Genomic DNA, 16269 nt, shown 5'->3' with positions numbered 1-16269 from the left:
GGCGCACCGGGCCCGACGGGGTGCCGCCTCAGGGCGCTCGGGGCAACTCGGGTCAGCCAGGCGCAGCTCAGGGCCGTTTGGGGGCGCGTTCCACCAGGGCGCGTTCCACCAGGGCGCGGGCCGCGCCCGTGTACCCGGCCGGATCGCACAGGCCCGCCAGCGCCGCCGGACCCAGGACGCCCGCCAGCTCGGGGGCCTCCGCGAGGACGTCCGCGAGCGGGCGCCCCTCGGCGCCGGCCGTCGCCGTGGCCTCGTCCAACAGCGTTCGGGCCGCGGCCTTCCCGAGCCGCGGGGCGAGCACGGCCACGATCCGCTCCGAGACCACCCCGCTGCCGGTGAGGTCCAGGTTGGCGCGCATCCGCTCCGACCTGACCTCCAGTCCCTCGGCCAGTTCCACGGCCGTGTGCGAGGCGCCGCCCACCAGCCGCAGGCACTCCCGCAGCAGCAACCACTCGGCGTGCCAGGCGCCCGCGGACCGCTCGTCCTCCGACACCAGACAGGCCGTCAGCGCTCCGGCCAGGGCCGGGACCTGGAGGGCCGCGCTGCGGATCAGCGTGGACAGCACCGGATTGCGCTTGTGGGGCATCGCGGAGGAGCTTCCCCGCCCGGCGCCGCCGGGCTCGGCGAGTTCGCCGACCTCGGTCCGGGCCATGCCCTGCACGTCCACGGCGATCTTCCCGAGCGCCCCCGCCGTGAAGGCGAGCGCCGCCGCCAGGTCGGCGAGCGGCGTGCGCAGGCTGTGCCACGGCAACGCCGGCCGGGCCAGGCCCGTCTCGGCGGCGTACGCGGCGACCAGCCGGTCGTGGAAGACCCCCGGGTCCAGCACGTCCTCGGAGCCCTCGGGGCCGTCGAGGCCCGCGTACTCGACGTAGCCGGCCAGGGTCCCCGCCGCGCCGCCCAGCGAGACGGGCAGCCCCTCCTCATGGACCCGCGTCAGCCGCTCCCGGGCCTCGCGCACCAGCTGGAGCCAGCCCGCAGCCTTCAACCCGAACGTCGTCGGCACGGCGTGCAGCGCCATCGTCCGACCGGCGATCAGCGTGTCCCGGTGCTCCCCGGCCAGGGCGGCCAGGGCCGTCGCGGTACGCGTCAGGTCCTCCCGTACGAGCGTCAGCGCGCGGTGCGCCACCAGCATCGCCCCGGTGTCGAAGATGTCCTGGCTGGTGGAGCCGCGGTGGACGTACTCGGCGGCCTCCGGGGAGTCCGCCGCGACCACCGCCGTCAGCGCCCGCACCAGGCCGACGACCGGGTTGGCCGTCTCCCGGGCCGCCACGGCCAGCTCGCGCAGGTCCAACCGCTCCGCCCGGGCCGCGTCGGTGATGGCGTCGGCGGCCTGCCAGGGCAGGGTGCCCAGCCGGGCCTGGGCCCGGGCCAGCGCCGCCTCGGCGTCCAACATGGCCTGGAGCCAGGCGGGGTCCCCGGTCGCCGCCTCGACGGGGGTGCCGGCGCGGACCGGTGAGAGCAGGCCCGCGTCGGGCGCCGTCGCGGGGGCCGGCCCGACCTCGACATCGGCCGCCGGCGGGGGCGCGGCCGGGTCGACCAGGCGCAGACCGCCCGGCATCAGACGATCACTCCGGTGAGGTCGGTGCCCGCGTCCACCGGGCCCAGCCCGGCCGGCACGTGCGCCACCGCGGGCAGGTCCAGTACCGCGCGGGCGATGGCGTCGGAGTCCCCGAGCGTCACCGAGTCCACGCCCGGACGGATGCCCGCGGCGGTCACCCAGTGCACCGACTCGGTGGGCACCCCGTACGCGAACCGCCGCGGATGCGCCCGGCCCCGCGCGTCGAGCATGTGGAACGGCCGCTCGGTCACCGCCAGTCCGCCCGTCTCGTACGTGGTGCCCTGCGCGGCGTCGATGCGGTAGGTGGCTGCCTGGTCGGTGTCCAGGAGGTGGCGCAGCAACGGGTCCGCCGTGCGCCGCAGATCGGGCTCCGGCAGGCGGGCCTCGATCAGCGCGGTCGCGCGGATCGCCGGCCCGGGGACCACCGAGGACTCGGCCACGTACAACTGCGCGGTCGTGTCGATGCGGACCTGCACCCCGGGGCCGAGGATGGTCAGGACCCCCGCCTCGATCAGGGCGCCCATCTCCTCGATGCGGGAGGCCGGCGGGCCGATGGACAGGAACGCGTTCAGCGGCGTGTACCAGCCCTCCAGGTCGTCGCGGTGCGAGGTGCCCTCCAGCCCGCCGTGATCGACCGCCAGCCGGATCTCGTTGCGCAGGTCGCGCAGCAGGTCCAGGGCCGCCTTCACGGGACCGCTGACGTTCCCCTGCTTCGCCGCGACCACGTCGCGGGCCAGGTACTCCAGCAGCCAGGCGGTGAAGTCGGCGCGGCCGGTGAACACCCGGTCGCCGTAGGGCCGGGAGAGGCCCTCCCAGTCCCACCGGTCGGCCTCCTCGATGCCGTGCGCCGTCAGCAGCGGCGCGGGGTCCGCGTCCGGCTCCAACGCCAGGTACTGCTCCACGAACGGCTCGCGCTCGGCGTCCCGGCCGCGCCGCGTGAGCAGGGTGGCGTAGTAGACGCTCTCCACCTCGCGGGAGATCAGCGGCCACAGGTCGGCGCTGAAACTGACCGGCCGACCGTCCCGCGCGTCCTCCTTGAGCGCCGCGATGAACTCGGCGGTCAGCAGCCGCGGATGATAACGCCCGTGCGCGCCCTTCTCGTTCTCGCCCCGCGCGTGGTACGGGATGCCGCGCCGCGAGAACGCGTACAGCCGGGGCTCCTGTCCGGACGGGCGGTACACGAGCTTCTCGCCGTCCCGCTCGAAGACCCCGCCGCGGCCCGCCGTCAGCAGCGCCATGTGGTCGAAGAAGTTCAGGCCCAGACCGCGCAGCAGCACGTTCTGGCCGGCCTCGATGCCGCTGAGGTCCAGGTCCGCCGGGTTCGAGGGCGTGAGGTAGGTGAGGTGGTGGATCCGGGCCAGGCTGGCCGTCCGGGCCTCCCGGCTGGTGAGCCGGGCCGGTACGTGCCCCTGGGCCATCACGATGGCGTCGAGCGCGTTCAGCCGGACGCCGTTCTCCAGCCGCACGCCCTGCGGTCCGCCGGGCACCCCGTGGGTGTCGGCCATGGCCACCGCCCGCGTCCGGTGCACGTGCACCGTGACGTGGCCGGGCGCGCTCTCGACGACCCGGCGGAAGCAGTCGCCCAGGTAGGTGCCGTAGAAGGCGCGCGTGGGGTACGTGTTCGGGCCCATCCGGCGGGCCTCGGCCAGCGTGGCCTCGTCGTGGCTGTCACGGTCCCCGAGCAGGGCCAGGCCCTGCGCCCACTCGTACAGGCTCGGGCCCGGCTCGATGGGCCCGTCGATGCGGACGCTGTGGTCCGTGAAGACGGTGATCTGCGAGGCGACGGTGTTCATCAGCAGGTGCCGGGACTGCGCCGCGCGCCACACCGTTCCGGCTCCGGGCGCGGAGGGGTCCACGACGTGCACCACGACGCCCTCGCGCGACGGTGCGGTCCGCTCTGCGGCGATCAGCCGCTCCAGGACGGACAGGCCGCGCGGTCCGGCGCCGATGACGGCGAGCTCTACTCGGCTCTTCTTCATTGCGGAACTCCCATTCCCACGGTGCGGGACGATCAGTTGGTGGTGCTCGTGGACTCGCCGGCGCCGAGCAGCCGGGCCAGCTCCAAGCGCTTGATCTTGGTGGTCGCGGTCTGGGGAAGGTCCTCCAGCCGCCACTGCACGGGCTCCGCCAGCGGCGGCAGCCCGACCACGGCCGACTGCCAGGCGGCCAGGTCCAGCGGCTTGTCGTCCCGGGTGCTGACCACGGGGACGGCGGTGCCGTCGGGGCCGGGGATGATGATGACCTCGACGAGCTCGGGGACGCGGGTGAACAGCTTGTCCTCGATCTCCAGGGTGCTCTTGACGCCCGGGATCTCGTCCACCTCGCGGTCCAGCAGGTGCAGACAGCCCCACTTGGTGCGGTAGCCGACGTCGCCCATGCGCCACCAGCCGTCGTTGACCTGCTTCTCCCAGCGCTGGTGCTCGCCGAGGTAGCTGATGATCCGTCCGTCGCTGCGGACCTCGATCCAGCCCGGGTTGTCCTTGTCCGGCGGGTTGCCGTCGCGGCTGACCACCCGCACGCCCGTCATCCCGGGGAACGGCACGCCCACACACCGGCCGTTGAAGTCGGCGCCGTCCTTGAGGGAGTACGTGCGAGCCGCGATCGGACCGACCTCGCTCTGGCCGTAGGCCTGCGCGAACCTGCGGTTCTTCCGCCCGGAGGCCTGGAGCAGCCGGTTCACCGTCCGGGGGTGGATCGCGTCGAAGGTGCTGGAGAAGTACTTCACGTTGGCCAGCGGCCGGCGCGGGTCCTCGGCCAACACCTCCCAGCGCAGGAAGGTGTTGGGGTGGGCCTCGATGAACCCGGGCGGCACCTGGCTGAACAGGTCTCCCACCGTCTCCGGGTCGTCGTCGCGCAACACGATCAGCGGATGGCCCTGGAGCACGGCGATGGGCATCGCGGTGAACATCCGTGAGTGGACGAACGAGACGTGCACGGCGATCGGTTCGCTGCGCCGCACGGCCGTCGACACCACGGTGGCCTGCGGCCGGTAGCGCGCCTGGAAGCTGGTGCCGGTGTGCACCGCGAGCTTCGGCGTGCCGGTCGTGCCCGAGGTGTGCGTGATCAGGGTGGGATGGTCGGCGGGCATGGCGACCGCCGGCACCCGGGGTGCCCCGGCGAGCGCGGCGAACGCGGTCGCGCCCTCGTACGTCCCGGAGGCGAGCAGCACCTCCCGGGAAAGGGCCATGACCTCGGCGGGCAGCGAGTGCTCCAGCTTCTCCTGGTCGGTGACCAGGAACGGCCGGCCCACGCGTCGCAGCAGCTCGGCGACGGTCGCCCCGTCCAACTTCGGCGACAGCAACACCGGGACGGCCCCGATGCGGGCGATGGCGCAGGCCAGCAGGGTGATGTCGAACCCGTCGCCCTTGTGCACCACCACGTGGTCACCGGGTCGGACCTGGACCGACCACAACCGGGAGGCCAGCTCGGCCACCAGTTCGGCGACCTCCGTCAGGGTGGCCCTGCGGCTCAGTTCGGGGGCGATGTCGAGATCGTGGTCGAGGATCACGAAATTGCCGGGGTGTCGGGCGGCCGCTCGATCGAACAGCGTGCCGAGCCGAATTCCCTTGTTGTTTATGCGCTGGAGGAACATGCGTCACTCTCTCGTCCGTGAATTGCCGATGCCGGTCTGAATTCAGGCCTTCTCGATGACGTCCTTGATGCGGGAGAGAGTGGCGTCGAGATCCTGCACCAGCTTCGCCGTCCAGTCGTCGACGAACTTCCGGCGCCCCGCCTCGTCCAGATCCGCGACGATCTTGTGGATTCCGGCGGTCGCCTTCCCCATCCGGAAATGGTGGGTGAGCACGGAACCCGATCCGTCGGCCGCCACGTCGAAGCCCCAGACGCTCTCCTGGTCCTCCTGGGCGTGCGTGAGCATCATCCAGCGGAACGTCCGGCCCGGCTCGGCGGCGGTGACCCGGGCCTCGGTGTACCAGGTGCCGCGGACCAGCGGAGCCCAGGCGACGACCTGCTCGCTGCGCAGGTTCTCGCCCCGGAAGATCGAACCGACCGCGGAGGGCGCTCCCGAGATCCATTCGCCGCCCATGCATTCCGGGCTCCATTCGGCACTGCGCGGCAGATCGCTGACCACCGCGTACACCTCCTCGGGCGTGGCGTTCACCGAAATGTCGGCGCGGAGTTCAAACAGCGGGGAGGTCTCGATGATGTTCGTCATGGTTGAAATCCTGTCTTTGTCGGGACGGCCGGTCAACGGCCGAAATCGCTATCCGTCAGGTCGGTGGCGGCGTGCGTCCATGAATTCGGGAATGCGTCAGGAGACGCGCAGGACGAGCTTTCCGCGGACCTTTCCCTCGTCGAGCCGACGGTGCGCCGTACCCGCCTCGCTCAGCGGCAGCACCTCGGTCGCGTGCGGCTTCAGCAGCCCGTCGGCCAGCAACCGGTTGATGTTCGCGGCGGCGTCCGCCAGTTCGTGCGTACGGGCGTGGGAGATGGCGAAGCCGAGCACCGAGCGGTCCTGGAGGTACAGGGCGCCGGCCGGCAGCACCGGACGCGTCCGCAGCCCGGCGAGGACGACGACCCGGCCCCGGGAGGCGAGCAACTCCAGCGCCGTCTCCAGGTCGTTGCGGCCCGAGGTGTCCACGTACAGGTCCACGCCGTCCGGGGCCGCCGCCCGGATCAGGGCCGTCGCGTCCTCCTCGCCGTAGTCGACGAAGTGCCGGGCGCCCAACGAGCGGACGTACGCGGCGTCGCGCCCGGCGGCCACGGCCACCACCCGGGCACCCGCCTGGGCGGCCATCACCACCGCCGCGCTCCCCACGTTCCCGGCGGCGCCGAGGACGAGGACCGTCTCGCCGGCCCGGACCCGACCGTGCGTGAACAGGGCGAGGTGCGCCGTCGCCGCCGGGTGGGCCAGCGCCACCGCGTGCACCGGATCCACGCCCGCCGGCAGGTGGTACAGCCGGTCCGCGGGCACGGCCACCTGCTCGGCCGCGGCGCCCTGCCGGCCCGCGTGACCGAGGCTGTTGCACCACACCCGGTCACCCGCCGCGAAGCCGGGCGCGCCGGGACCGGCGGAGACCACCGTCCCCACGAGGTCCCGTCCCACGACGAAGGGGAACGGCACCGGGGTTCGCCAGGCACCCGAACGCACGAAGGTGTCCACGTGGTTGACGGCGGTGACCTCGACGTCGACCAGCACGTCACCCGAACCGGGAACGGGCGGCGGCAGTTCGCCGTGACGGATGGAGTCGGGGGGACCGAGTTCTTCTATGTAGGCAGCACGCATGGCCCGGATTCTTCTGCTGTTCCGGGGCTTCCGGGCCGCCGGAGGCGATCACGGCCCGAGGTCCGTCACCTCCCCGGCCCCGGTGTGTCACCTCGGTGTCCCCGGACGGCGCATCGCACCACCGAGGTCCGTCAAGTCCCCGTCCCGCACGTCAAGTCCGGACCCGGCACGTCACGTTCCCGTCCCGCACGTCACGTCGGACGAGGTCGCCGCTCCATCGGTCGCCCGGCCGCCGGTCCTACGATGCCGGTCATGACCACGACCCCGCCGCGCACCGCGGCGCTCCACGAGGTGCCGATCGGCGATCCGCGCGTCACCACCGACATCGGCCCGCTCGTCCGGGCCCTGAGACCCGCGCTCGACGAGCGGGCGTTCGAGGCCTTCGCCACCGAAGCCCAGTCGCAGGGGCTGGTGTTCACCGCTGCCTACGACGAGACCGGCCACTGCCTCGGGGTGGCGGCCCACCGCGTCCTCGCCACCAGCCGCGGTCGCATCCTGTTCGTCGACGACCTGGTCACCGATCCGGACCGGCGCTCGGGCGGGATCGGCGCGCTGCTGCTGACCGCCCTGAAGTCCCGGGCCCGGGAAGAGGGATGTGTCCGCGTGGAACTGGACTCCGGGGTGACCAACCAGGGCGCCCACCGCTTCTACCACCGCCACGGCCTGACCATCGGCGCCCTGCACTTCGCCGGCGAGGTCTGAGACCCGCCGCCGCGCCGGACCGCGGCCTCTCGACGACGGGGCCACGCCCGCGCCTTGCCGGTTCTTGGCCACGCCCTGTCCGGCGGCCGGGACGCTGGCGACATGACCACGCACGCCCTCCCTTCGACCCGCCCCGTCCTCCCGGAGCGGGCCGCCCTCACCCGTGTCCGCACCCTGCTGGCAACCCTGAGCCGGGACCACGCGAGCGCCCGGTGGGCGCCGACCGCGCTGGAGGCCCGCGTCGGCGAACTCCTGCTCACCGCCTCGGCGGGCGACGGCGCCCTCACCGCGCCCCGCCTGCGGGCAGCCCTCGCGGAAGGATCGATGAGCTTCCTCGCGGACAACGGGGGCCGGCTCGCCCTGCTCCTCGGCGCCGTGCTGGAACTGCTGATCTCCCCGGGGCCGACCGACCCCGGAGCGGCCCGCCCCGCCGCGCCCGAGGACCCGTACGACGCGGAGCACACCCGAGAGACGGCGGCACGCGAGCGTGAGGCGGCCGGACACGCCCGCGAGGCGGCCGACGCCGTGGACGCGGTACACGCCATCCTCGACCGCATCACCCGGGACCCGGGCCTTCGGGCCGACGGCGCGAAGGGCTAGCGCGATGCCGGACATCCTCGTCGTCGGCGGCGGTTTCGCCGGGGTCTGGGCGGCCGCGTCCGCCGTCCGTGCCCTCCGGGAGGCGGGCGCCCCCCACCACTCGGTCACCCTGGTCACCCCGGGGAACGACCTGGTGCTCAGGCCCCGGCTCTACGAGGCCGACCCGCACACCATGAGGGTCCCGCTCGACCGCGTCCTGGGCCCGGTCGGGGTGGGGCGCGTCGCCGCGACCGTGACGGGAATCGACACCGTCGGACGACGTGTCACCACCGCGGACGCGACCGGCCGGGAACTCGTCCTGCCCTACCGCCGGTTGATCCTGGCGTGCGGAAGCCGTCTGGTGCGGCCCGAGCTGCCCGGCGCCGACCTGCTGTTCGACGTCGACGACATCGACTCCGCCACCGCCCTGGACACCCACCTGCGCGGGCTGCCGGGCGAGCCCGTCACCCCGGGCCGCTTCACCGCCCTCGTCGTCGGCTCGGGCTTCACCGGCCTGGAGACCGCGACCGAACTCGTCGGCAGGCTCCGCACGATCGTCGCACCCCACGGCGCCGCCGCCGAGGTGCAGGTGGTGCTGGTGGAACGGGCCCCGGAACTCGCCCCCGGCCTCGGCCCCGGCCCCCGACCGGTGATCGTCGCGGCGCTGGAGCGGCTCGGCGTCGAAACCCGCCCGGCCACCACCCTGGAACGGGTGACCCCCGCCGGCGCCACCCTCTCGGACGGCGCCGTGCTGTCCACACGCACCGTCGTGTGGACCGGCGGGGTCGTCGCGGCCCCGCTCACCGCGCTGGTGCCCGGCGCCCGCGACCCGATCGGACGCCTGGAGGTGGACGAGTTCCTCCGGGTCCCCGGCGCTCCCGGGGTGTACGCGGCGGGGGACACCGCCGCCGCCCGGGCCGACCCGGACCACCTCGTGACACCGAGCTGCCAGTACGCCATCCCGCTCGGCAAACACGCGGGGCACAACGCCGCCGCGAGCCTGACCGGCCGGGCGCCCGCACCGTTCCGCCCCGCCCCCCACGTCACCACCCTCGACCTGGGCGAGGCGGGTGCGGTGTCCACCACGGGTTGGGAGCGGACCGTACGGATGACCGGCGCGGAGGCCAAGACCCTCAAGCGGACCCTCACCGCGCAGTGGATCCGCCCCCCGCTGGACGACGCCGACGAACTGCTGCGCCAGGCGGACCCCGCCTTCCGCACCCGCCGCACCTCACCCGTCTGACCCCGCACCGCACCTCACCCGTCTGACCGCACCTCACCCACCCGACCCACACCCACCCGACCCACCACACCCACCTCACCGTGCCCACCGGGGGAGCCATCCACATGATCAGCAGACGCACACTCATGAGAGCCGGCGCCGCGACCGGCGCCGCCGGCCTCCTCGCCTCCGGCACCGCCTTCGGGACCGCGGCCCTCGCCAGCGACCGCGGCGCCCCGTTCGCCCGCCTGCGCGAACGGCTGACCGGCCGACTGGTCCTGCCCCAGGACCCCACGTACGACCTGGCCAAGCAGCTCCAGATGGCCCGCTACGACACGATCCGACCCCAGGCCGTCGCCTACTGCGCCAACAGCGCCGACGTGGCCCACTGCGTCCGCTTCGCCCGGGACCACGGGCTCCACGCCGCCGTCCGCAGCGGCGGCCACAGCCAGGCCGGCTACTCGACCACCACCGGACTCGTCATCGACGTCTCCCGGCTCAACAGCATCCGCCCCGGCCGCGACACCGTCCGCCTCGGCCCCGGCAGCCAGGGCGTCGACATCCTCAACACCCTGGCCCCCCTCGGCATCCAACTCGGCTCCGGCACCTGCCCCACCGTGGCCATCGGCGGCTGGGTGCAGGGCGGCGGCCTCGGACTGACCGCGCGCGCCTTCGGCATGGGCAGCGACCGGCTCGTCTCCGCACGCGTCGTCCTCGCCGACGGCTCGGTGGTCGACACCTCCGCCGCCGAGCACCCGGACCTGTACTGGGCCCTGCGCGGCGGCGGCGGAGGCAACTTCGGAGTCGTCACCGACCTGGAACTGCGCCCCGTCGACGCGCCCTCGATGACCGTCTACACCCTCACCTACGACGGGGCCCACGCCGCCGACGTCCTGCTCGCCTGGCAGGACTGGATCGCCGACGCACCGCGCGAACTCGCCTCCGAGCTGTTCGTCATCCTGCCCGCGGACTCACCCGAGGGCACCGCCCCCACCGTCGTCGTCTCCGGCGCCCACGTCGGCGCCCTGGCCGCCGCCAACCGACACCTCGACCGGCTGATCGCCTCGGCGGGCCGCCCGACCACGAGCCGGGAGGCCGCGCAGCTCCCGTACCGGCAGGCCATGATGAAGGTGTACGGCTGCGCCGACGCCACCGTCGAGGAATGCCACCGGATCGGCTACTCCCCGCGGGCCGCGCTGCCCCGGGAGAGCCACGCCACCTACCGCAACGTGTACTTCGACCGGCGCTGGACCCCGGCGACCGCCGAGGCCGCCCTCGCCGTCCTCCGGACCGATCCGCGGCCGGGCCAGTTCCGCTTCCTGGGCCTGTTCTCGTACGGCGGCCGGATCAACGAGGTCGCCCCCGGCGCCACCGCGTTCGTCCACCGCGACGTGCTCTTCGAGGCGGGATTCCAGGTCGGCCTCCCCGTCGGCGACCCCGCCGCGGAGGACCGCGAACGCGCCCAGGCCTGGGTCGACGGCGGCTACGCCACGCTGTACCCGCACTCCAGCCGCCGTTCGTACCAGAACTACATGGACCCGGCGCTCGTGAACTGGCGGGAGGCCTACTACGGCCGCAACTACGCCCGGCTGCGAAGCGTCAAGCGCGCCTACGACCCGCACCGCTTCTTCCGCTTCGCCCAGGCCGTCGACTGACGCCACCCCACTGCGGCCCATCCCACCCCGGCCGCCCATCCCACCCCGGCCCGACCGGCCCACCGGCACCGCCGTCCGCCTCGCGCGGCGGTGCCGGGTGCGTGAGGATGCGTACATGGCCCAGGACGGCACGGCCGGCGGACCGGCGAGCGACATCCCGGAGGCGGGGCTCAAAGCCGACGCGATCGGCTTCCTCGACGCGCTCGTCATCGGCCTCAACTCGACCTCGCCCGCCTACTCGCTGGCCGCCGTCATCGGGCCGATCGTGGCGCTGGCGGGGATCTACGCACCCGGCGTGATGCTGGCGTCCTTCGTCCCGATGCTGCTGATCGCCGCCGCCTTCTACTACCTCAACAAGGTCGACCAGGACTGCGGGACCACCTTCTCCTGGGTCACCCGGGCCATGGGCCCGTGGGCCGGCTGGCTGGGCGGCTGGGCCATCGCCATGACCGGCGTGTTGGTCATCGGCTCCCTCGCCGACGTGGCCGTCCACTTCGGTCTGCTCGCCGCCGGCCTCGACGACTGGGCGACCGACCCCGTGATCCGGCAGACCCTCACCGTCGTGGTGATCCTCGCCATGACGGCCGTCTGCGTCATCGGAACGGAGATGTCGGCGCGGCTCCAGGACGTGCTGATCATCGCCCAGGTCTTCTTCCTGCTGACCTTCGCGGTGGTCGCCCTCTACCGCGTCTACGCCGGCACCGGCACCCTCGACTCGATCAAACCGAGCATCGACTGGCTCAACCCCTTCGGCGCGGGAGGCGCCGCCCTCACCGGCGGACTGCTGCTCGGCGTCTTCATCTACTGGGGTTGGGAATCCGCGGTGAACCTCACCGAGGAGGTCGAGAACTCCGCCACCGCGCCCGGCAAGGCGGGCATCTGGTCCACCGTGGTGCTGCTGGTGACCTACCTGTCCGTCGGCTTCGCCGTCGTCGCCTACGCCGGAACCGCCTTCCTCGCCGAGAACGCGGGGGAGGAGGAGGCCGTCTTCGCGGTCCTCGCCCACGAGGTGATGGGCGGCTGGGACTGGGTGGTGCTCCTCGCCGTCTGCACCTCGGCCCTCGCCTCCACCCAGACCACGATCATCCCCGCCTCCCGCACCGCCCTGTCCATGGCCCGCCGCCACGCGCTGCCCCCGGGGCTCGCCCACATCCACCCGCGGTTCCGCACCCCGGACGTCAGCACCTGGTGGGTCGCCGGCATCGCCATCGCCTGGTACCTCGTCGTCAACCAGATCAGCGAGAACGCCCTGCTGGACTCGCTGACGGCGCTTTCCCTGCTCATCGCCTTCTACTACGCGCTCACCGGCCTGGCCTGCGTGATCTACTACCGGCGCCACCTGACGGAGAGCCTGCACAACTTCCTGCTCATCGGTCTGGGCCCGCTGGTCGGCGCCGCCCTGCTGTCCTGGCTGCTCGTGGAGTCGATCGGCGACATGGCGAACCCGGCCAACTCGGCCGGCGGCGTCTCCTGGTTCGGACTGGGACCGCCGCTGGTCATCGGGATCGGGATCGCCGTCGTCGGCGTCCTCGTCATGTGCTTCTGGCGGCTCCGGGACGGCCGGTTCTGGCAGGAGCGACGCGGCGTCGCCGATCCCGCGCTCGTCCACGCCAAGCAGCCCTGAGGCCGGAACAGCCCCGAACCCGGAACAGCCCTGACCCCAAGCAGTCCTGAGCCCGAACAGTCCTGAGCCCGAACAGCCCTGAAGCGGAAGGCCTCCCATGTCCGTGGTCCTCGGGTACGACGAATCACCCGGCGCCGAACGTGCCCTGCGGGTGGCCCTGGAGGTGGCCACCGCCTTCGGCGAACCCCTGGTGCTGGTCTACGGGGCGAACGCGCCCGGCGCCACCGGGGAGGAGTACCGGGCCCACCGCGAAGCCGTCCGCCAGGCGGGCCGCAGCGCCCTCGCGCACGCCGTGGAGGCCGCCGACGAGGCCGGTGTCCCCTCGACGGTGGAGGTGGTCGACGACAAGCCCGCCCAGGCCCTGCTCGAAGCCGCCGAGCGGCACGGGGCCCGGGTGATCATCGTCGGCACCTGGGGGGACAGCCCGATCCGCGGCGCCCTGCTCGGCTCCACACCGCACAAGCTGCTGCACCTGTCGCCGGTCCCCGTGCTGTGTGTCCCGACGGAGCAGTGACGCCTCCGAATGTCCGGCCGGCGCCGGCCGTGCGACGCTGAAACCGTGCGAGCCCTGGAGGAACTCCGGACGGGCACCGGCGCCGTGCCGGCGGCCGCGCGCCGGTCCGTCCGGGTCACCCTCGCCGCCTGCCTCGCCTTCTACGGGCTGCTGTACGGCCTGGACCGGCCCGCCGGCGCCACCTACGCCCTCTTCGCCGCCGTCGCCCTGGCGGGCCTGTCCCGGATCCCCGGCACCGGCCGGCAGCGGGCCGTCGTCATCGTGCGGGTCCTGCCCGTGACCTGCGTGCTGGTGGTGATCGGCACCTTCCTCGCCGTGCGGACCTGGACCGCTGTCGCCGGCATGCTCGTCATCGGCTTCTGCCTGGCGTTCGCCGCCGCGGGCGGGCCCCGCCCGGCCGGCGCGGCCCCCGGGCTCCAGCTGATGTACATCCTGCCGAGCTTCCCGCCGTACGCCCCGGACGACCTCGGGGAGCGGCTGGTCGGCACCCTCGTGGGACTGCTCCTGCTGGTCCTCGCCGAGTGGTACGTCCTGCCCGACCCGCGCGTGCCCGGCTACCGGGACCGGGCCGCCGACGCCGCCGACGAGGCGGCCCGCTGTGCGACCGACCTGGAACGCCCGCCCCACACCCTGCCCGCCGCCGAGGCCGGACGGTCCAAGGCCGTCGCCGAGACCCTGCGCCCCTCGCTGGTCCCGGAGGCGGAACGGCCCGCCGGCCCCGGCGTACGGGAGCGCGCGCTCGCCCACACCGGACTCGCGGCCCGCACCCTGCTGGCCCGGCTCCGCAACCTGCCCGCGCCGGTGGCGGGGGCGCCCGCCCGAATGCCCGGCCTGCGCGTCGTACGGGCCGTGCGCGAGTCGGCCGAAGGCACCGCCGTCCTGCTGCGCGAGCAGAGCCCGCCCCCGACCGACTCCGTGCCCCTGTGGAGGCTGCGGGCCGAACTCGCCGACACCCCGATCTCGGAGCCGGGCTCCGGCCCCCGGCACGCCGCGCTGCTGGAGGTCGCCGACGCCGCGCTCGTGCTGCGCACGGCGGCGGAACTCGCCGTGCACGGACGGGCGGCCGTGCGGGAAGGCGACCCGGCGGACCGCTTCTGGTACGCCCGACAGAGCACGGCCCGACTGTGGTGGCACCGGATCGCCGGGCACAGCGGTCCGAGGTCCGTGCACTTCCAGAACGCCGTCCGGCTCGCCGTGGCCCTCGCCGTCGCCCGCACCGTGGCCGGGGTCGACTCGCTCCCGCACGGCTTCTGGGCGATGCTCGCGGTGGTCAGCCTGACCCGCACCACCGCCGTGGCCACCCGCGGCACCGTACGGACCGCCCTGATCGGCACCAGCCTGGGCGCGCTCGCCGCCGGTACCGTGCTCGCACTCGCGGGCGAGGCGACCACCGTCTACGAGGTCATGCTGCCGCCGCTGATGCTGGTCACGTTCATCGTCGGTCCGGTCAAAGGCGTCGGCTGGGCGCAGGCGATGTTCACCCTGGTCGTCGCCATGGTCTTCGCCCAACTGTCGCCCGTGACCTGGCAACTGGCCGAGGTCCGCTTCCTGGACGTGCTCATCGGCAGCGTGATCGGCATCGTCTGCGGCGTGTTGGCCTGGCCGCGCGGTGCCCACGACGAACTCCAGCGCGCGGTCGCCGAGTTGTTGCGGACGGCGGCGGACGACGTCGAGGTGACCACCCGTGACACGGGGGCGCCGCCCGGTCCCGAGGACATGCGGGTGCGGCACGCACTGACCATGGCCGAGACGGCGTTCGCCCAGTACCAGACCGAACGCCAACGGCCGGCCGCGCCCCACCAGGACTGGCAGGCCGCGCTGATGGTCGGCCACCACGTGCTCTGGGGCTCCCGGCGGGTCCTCGACAGCCCCGACGGCCTGCCGCTCGGGCCGGTCGAGGCGGCCGGGGTCCGGGAGTACGGAACCTGGGTGGCGGCCGGATTGCGGGAGGCGGCCGACCGCGCCGGGGCCCCCAGGCCCGCGTCGGCGCCGCCGGAGCGGGCCCTGCGCCGTCCCGAACCGGCCACGGCGGCACCGGTGTTCTTCGCGGCCATGGCCTGGCTCGACAACCTCACCGCCGACCTCGCGCTCTTGGACACGGACCCGTCCTCGCGGATCGCCGCCGCCCGCTGACTGCCCGTGGCGCGCCGTCCCGCTCGTCCCCGGTCCCGCCGGCCCGGTTCGATCGCCGGCCCGGTTCAGTCGAGGGCCGGGTGGGCCTCCGGATGAGCGTCCCACCAGGCCCGGTGGAAGGGGTGGTTGTCGATGTTGGCGAGGTACGAGCCCGCCGCCGCGCGGTACAGGACGTCCGCCTGGAGCGCGGAGACCGAGGAGCGGTTCCAGGCCAGCCGGATGCGTCCGATGATCGGGGTGCCGACCAGCGGGCGCATGACCGTGCCGTCCACGACGGGGGCCGTGGGCTGACTCAGCGCGATGGCGCGGCCCGCGGCGATCAGGTCGTGGCGCATCTGGCGGTCGATGATCCGGTAGCGCAGTGACGGGACGAAGCCCGCCTTCGCGCAGGCCTCGATCAGCGCCTCGGGGCCGCCGTCGTCGTCCTCCACGAGCGTCATCCACTGCTCGTCGGCCAGATCGGCGAGTTCGAGCTCGTCGCGCCGGGCCAGCGGGTGCCGGGCGGACATCCGGATGCAGAAGGGCTCCCGGGGGACCAGGGTCCGGACCACGGCCCCGGCGGGCAGCGGCACCACGTGGTCGTTGACCTCGCCGTACACGATGACGTCGTAGCGGCCGGCGCCCAGCATGCGCACCAGGGCCGTGACCGAGTCCTCCAGGTCCACGGTGATCTCCCGCCCGGACAGGGCCAGATCGGTGCGCGCGAGCAGGCCGTCGAGCAGGACGAGCATGATGCAACCGAGCCGCAGCGGGTCGTCGGTCGACATGGCCCGGGCGTCCGCGCCGAGCGCGTCCATCTCGTGGAGGACCCGGCGGGCCTTGGCCAGCACGAACTCGCCCAGCGGGGTCGGTTCCACGCCGTGTCGGCCCCGGACGAAGAGTTCGCCGCCGGTGACCCGTTCGATCCTGCGCAACTGGGCCGAGAGCGCCGGCTGTGAGATCCCCAGTCGCCGCGCCGCGCCCCCCAGGCTGCCGGCCTCCGCTATCTCGCAGACGGCTTGCAGGTGCCTCAACTCCAGCTGCATCCGGGCAGCTTA

The 16269-nt window shown here is 73.8% G+C and carries 13 protein-coding genes; 7 read left to right on the top strand and 6 right to left on the bottom strand.

Annotated features, from left to right (window positions below; translation table 11 throughout):
- Positions 1-67: 67 nt before the first annotated feature.
- The 5 genes from pcaB to ACQEVM_RS22110 form a co-directional block, all read right to left on the bottom strand.
- On the bottom strand, positions 68-1558 hold the full coding sequence (gene pcaB / locus ACQEVM_RS22130; protein ID WP_433081676.1) for a 3-carboxy-cis,cis-muconate cycloisomerase: 1491 nt from the start codon (positions 1556-1558) through the stop codon (positions 68-70).
- Positions 1558-3537, bottom strand: coding sequence for an FAD/NAD(P)-binding protein (locus ACQEVM_RS22125; protein WP_433081674.1), 1980 nt, complete (start codon positions 3535-3537; stop codon positions 1558-1560). The genes pcaB and ACQEVM_RS22125 overlap by 1 nt, the downstream gene beginning before the upstream one ends.
- Before the next feature lie 32 nt (positions 3538-3569).
- A complete protein-coding gene (locus ACQEVM_RS22120) occupies positions 3570-5150 on the bottom strand; it encodes a class I adenylate-forming enzyme family protein (RefSeq protein ID WP_433081672.1) in 1581 nt (526 codons plus the stop codon).
- A 42-nt stretch (positions 5151-5192) separates the two neighbouring features.
- Positions 5193-5732, bottom strand: a complete 540-nt coding sequence (locus ACQEVM_RS22115; RefSeq protein ID WP_433081670.1) for an SRPBCC family protein — start codon at positions 5730-5732, stop codon at positions 5193-5195.
- Positions 5733-5828: 96 nt separating this feature from the next.
- A complete protein-coding gene (locus ACQEVM_RS22110; RefSeq protein ID WP_433081668.1) occupies positions 5829-6803 on the bottom strand; it encodes an NADPH:quinone reductase in 975 nt (324 codons plus the stop codon).
- A gap of 252 nt (positions 6804-7055) precedes the next feature.
- On the opposite strand from ACQEVM_RS22110, the gene ACQEVM_RS22105 reads away from it, so the two are divergent.
- The 7 genes from ACQEVM_RS22105 to ACQEVM_RS22075 all read left to right on the top strand — a co-directional run bounded on the left by ACQEVM_RS22105 (position 7056) and on the right by ACQEVM_RS22075 (position 15232).
- The gene (locus tag ACQEVM_RS22105) at positions 7056-7505 is read left to right on the top strand and encodes a GNAT family N-acetyltransferase (RefSeq protein ID WP_433081666.1); all 450 of its coding nucleotides are present in this window, start codon (positions 7056-7058) and stop codon (positions 7503-7505) included.
- A gap of 102 nt (positions 7506-7607) precedes the next feature.
- Positions 7608-8105, top strand: coding sequence for a hypothetical protein (locus ACQEVM_RS22100; protein WP_433081664.1), 498 nt, complete (start codon positions 7608-7610; stop codon positions 8103-8105).
- A gap of 4 nt (positions 8106-8109) precedes the next feature.
- Positions 8110-9327: an NAD(P)/FAD-dependent oxidoreductase gene (locus ACQEVM_RS22095; protein WP_433081662.1), complete on the top strand. Its 1218-nt coding sequence runs from the start codon at positions 8110-8112 to the stop codon at positions 9325-9327.
- A 104-nt stretch (positions 9328-9431) separates the two neighbouring features.
- The gene (locus tag ACQEVM_RS22090) at positions 9432-10961 is read left to right on the top strand and encodes an FAD-binding oxidoreductase (protein ID WP_433081660.1); all 1530 of its coding nucleotides are present in this window, start codon (positions 9432-9434) and stop codon (positions 10959-10961) included.
- A gap of 115 nt (positions 10962-11076) precedes the next feature.
- Entirely contained in the window at positions 11077-12585 is a 1509-nt protein-coding gene (locus tag ACQEVM_RS22085; RefSeq protein WP_433081658.1) for an APC family permease, read from the top strand.
- A gap of 97 nt (positions 12586-12682) precedes the next feature.
- Complete coding sequence (locus tag ACQEVM_RS22080; protein ID WP_433081656.1) at positions 12683-13099, top strand: universal stress protein; 417 nt, start codon at positions 12683-12685, stop codon at positions 13097-13099.
- 45 nt (positions 13100-13144) lie between these two features.
- Positions 13145-15232 (top strand): FUSC family protein, encoded by a 2088-nt coding sequence (locus tag ACQEVM_RS22075; protein ID WP_433081654.1) that lies wholly within the window; start codon positions 13145-13147, stop codon positions 15230-15232.
- A 65-nt stretch (positions 15233-15297) separates the two neighbouring features.
- Here ACQEVM_RS22075 and ACQEVM_RS22070 read toward each other — a convergent pair whose 3' ends face one another.
- A complete protein-coding gene (locus tag ACQEVM_RS22070; protein WP_433081652.1) occupies positions 15298-16257 on the bottom strand; it encodes a LysR family transcriptional regulator in 960 nt (319 codons plus the stop codon).
- Positions 16258-16269 lie beyond the last annotated feature (12 nt).

Source organism: Streptomyces sp. CA-243310, from assembly GCF_050936775.1.
GTDB lineage: Bacteria > Actinomycetota > Actinomycetes > Streptomycetales > Streptomycetaceae > Streptomyces.
Note: the sequence above shows the minus strand (reverse complement) of the source record. Positions and strands in the feature narration are given on the sequence as shown.

Bases quoted from the DNA above. Each gene is read 5' to 3' on its own strand.
- pcaB (WP_433081676.1), bottom strand. From the start codon at position 1,558: ATGCCGGGCGGTCTGCGCCTGGTCGACCCGGCCGCGCCCCCGCCGGCG.
- ACQEVM_RS22125 (WP_433081674.1), bottom strand. From the start codon at position 3,537: ATGAAGAAGAGCCGAGTAGAGCTCGCCGTCATCGGCGCCGGACCGCGC.
- ACQEVM_RS22120 (WP_433081672.1), bottom strand. From the start codon at position 5,150: ATGTTCCTCCAGCGCATAAACAACAAGGGAATTCGGCTCGGCACGCTG.
- ACQEVM_RS22115 (WP_433081670.1), bottom strand. From the start codon at position 5,732: ATGACGAACATCATCGAGACCTCCCCGCTGTTTGAACTCCGCGCCGAC.
- ACQEVM_RS22110 (WP_433081668.1), bottom strand. From the start codon at position 6,803: ATGCGTGCTGCCTACATAGAAGAACTCGGTCCCCCCGACTCCATCCGT.
- ACQEVM_RS22105 (WP_433081666.1), top strand. From the start codon at position 7,056: ATGACCACGACCCCGCCGCGCACCGCGGCGCTCCACGAGGTGCCGATC.
- ACQEVM_RS22100 (WP_433081664.1), top strand. From the start codon at position 7,608: ATGACCACGCACGCCCTCCCTTCGACCCGCCCCGTCCTCCCGGAGCGG.
- ACQEVM_RS22095 (WP_433081662.1), top strand. From the start codon at position 8,110: ATGCCGGACATCCTCGTCGTCGGCGGCGGTTTCGCCGGGGTCTGGGCG.
- ACQEVM_RS22090 (WP_433081660.1), top strand. From the start codon at position 9,432: ATGATCAGCAGACGCACACTCATGAGAGCCGGCGCCGCGACCGGCGCC.
- ACQEVM_RS22085 (WP_433081658.1), top strand. From the start codon at position 11,077: ATGGCCCAGGACGGCACGGCCGGCGGACCGGCGAGCGACATCCCGGAG.
- ACQEVM_RS22080 (WP_433081656.1), top strand. From the start codon at position 12,683: ATGTCCGTGGTCCTCGGGTACGACGAATCACCCGGCGCCGAACGTGCC.
- ACQEVM_RS22070 (WP_433081652.1), bottom strand. From the start codon at position 16,257: ATGCAGCTGGAGTTGAGGCACCTGCAAGCCGTCTGCGAGATAGCGGAG.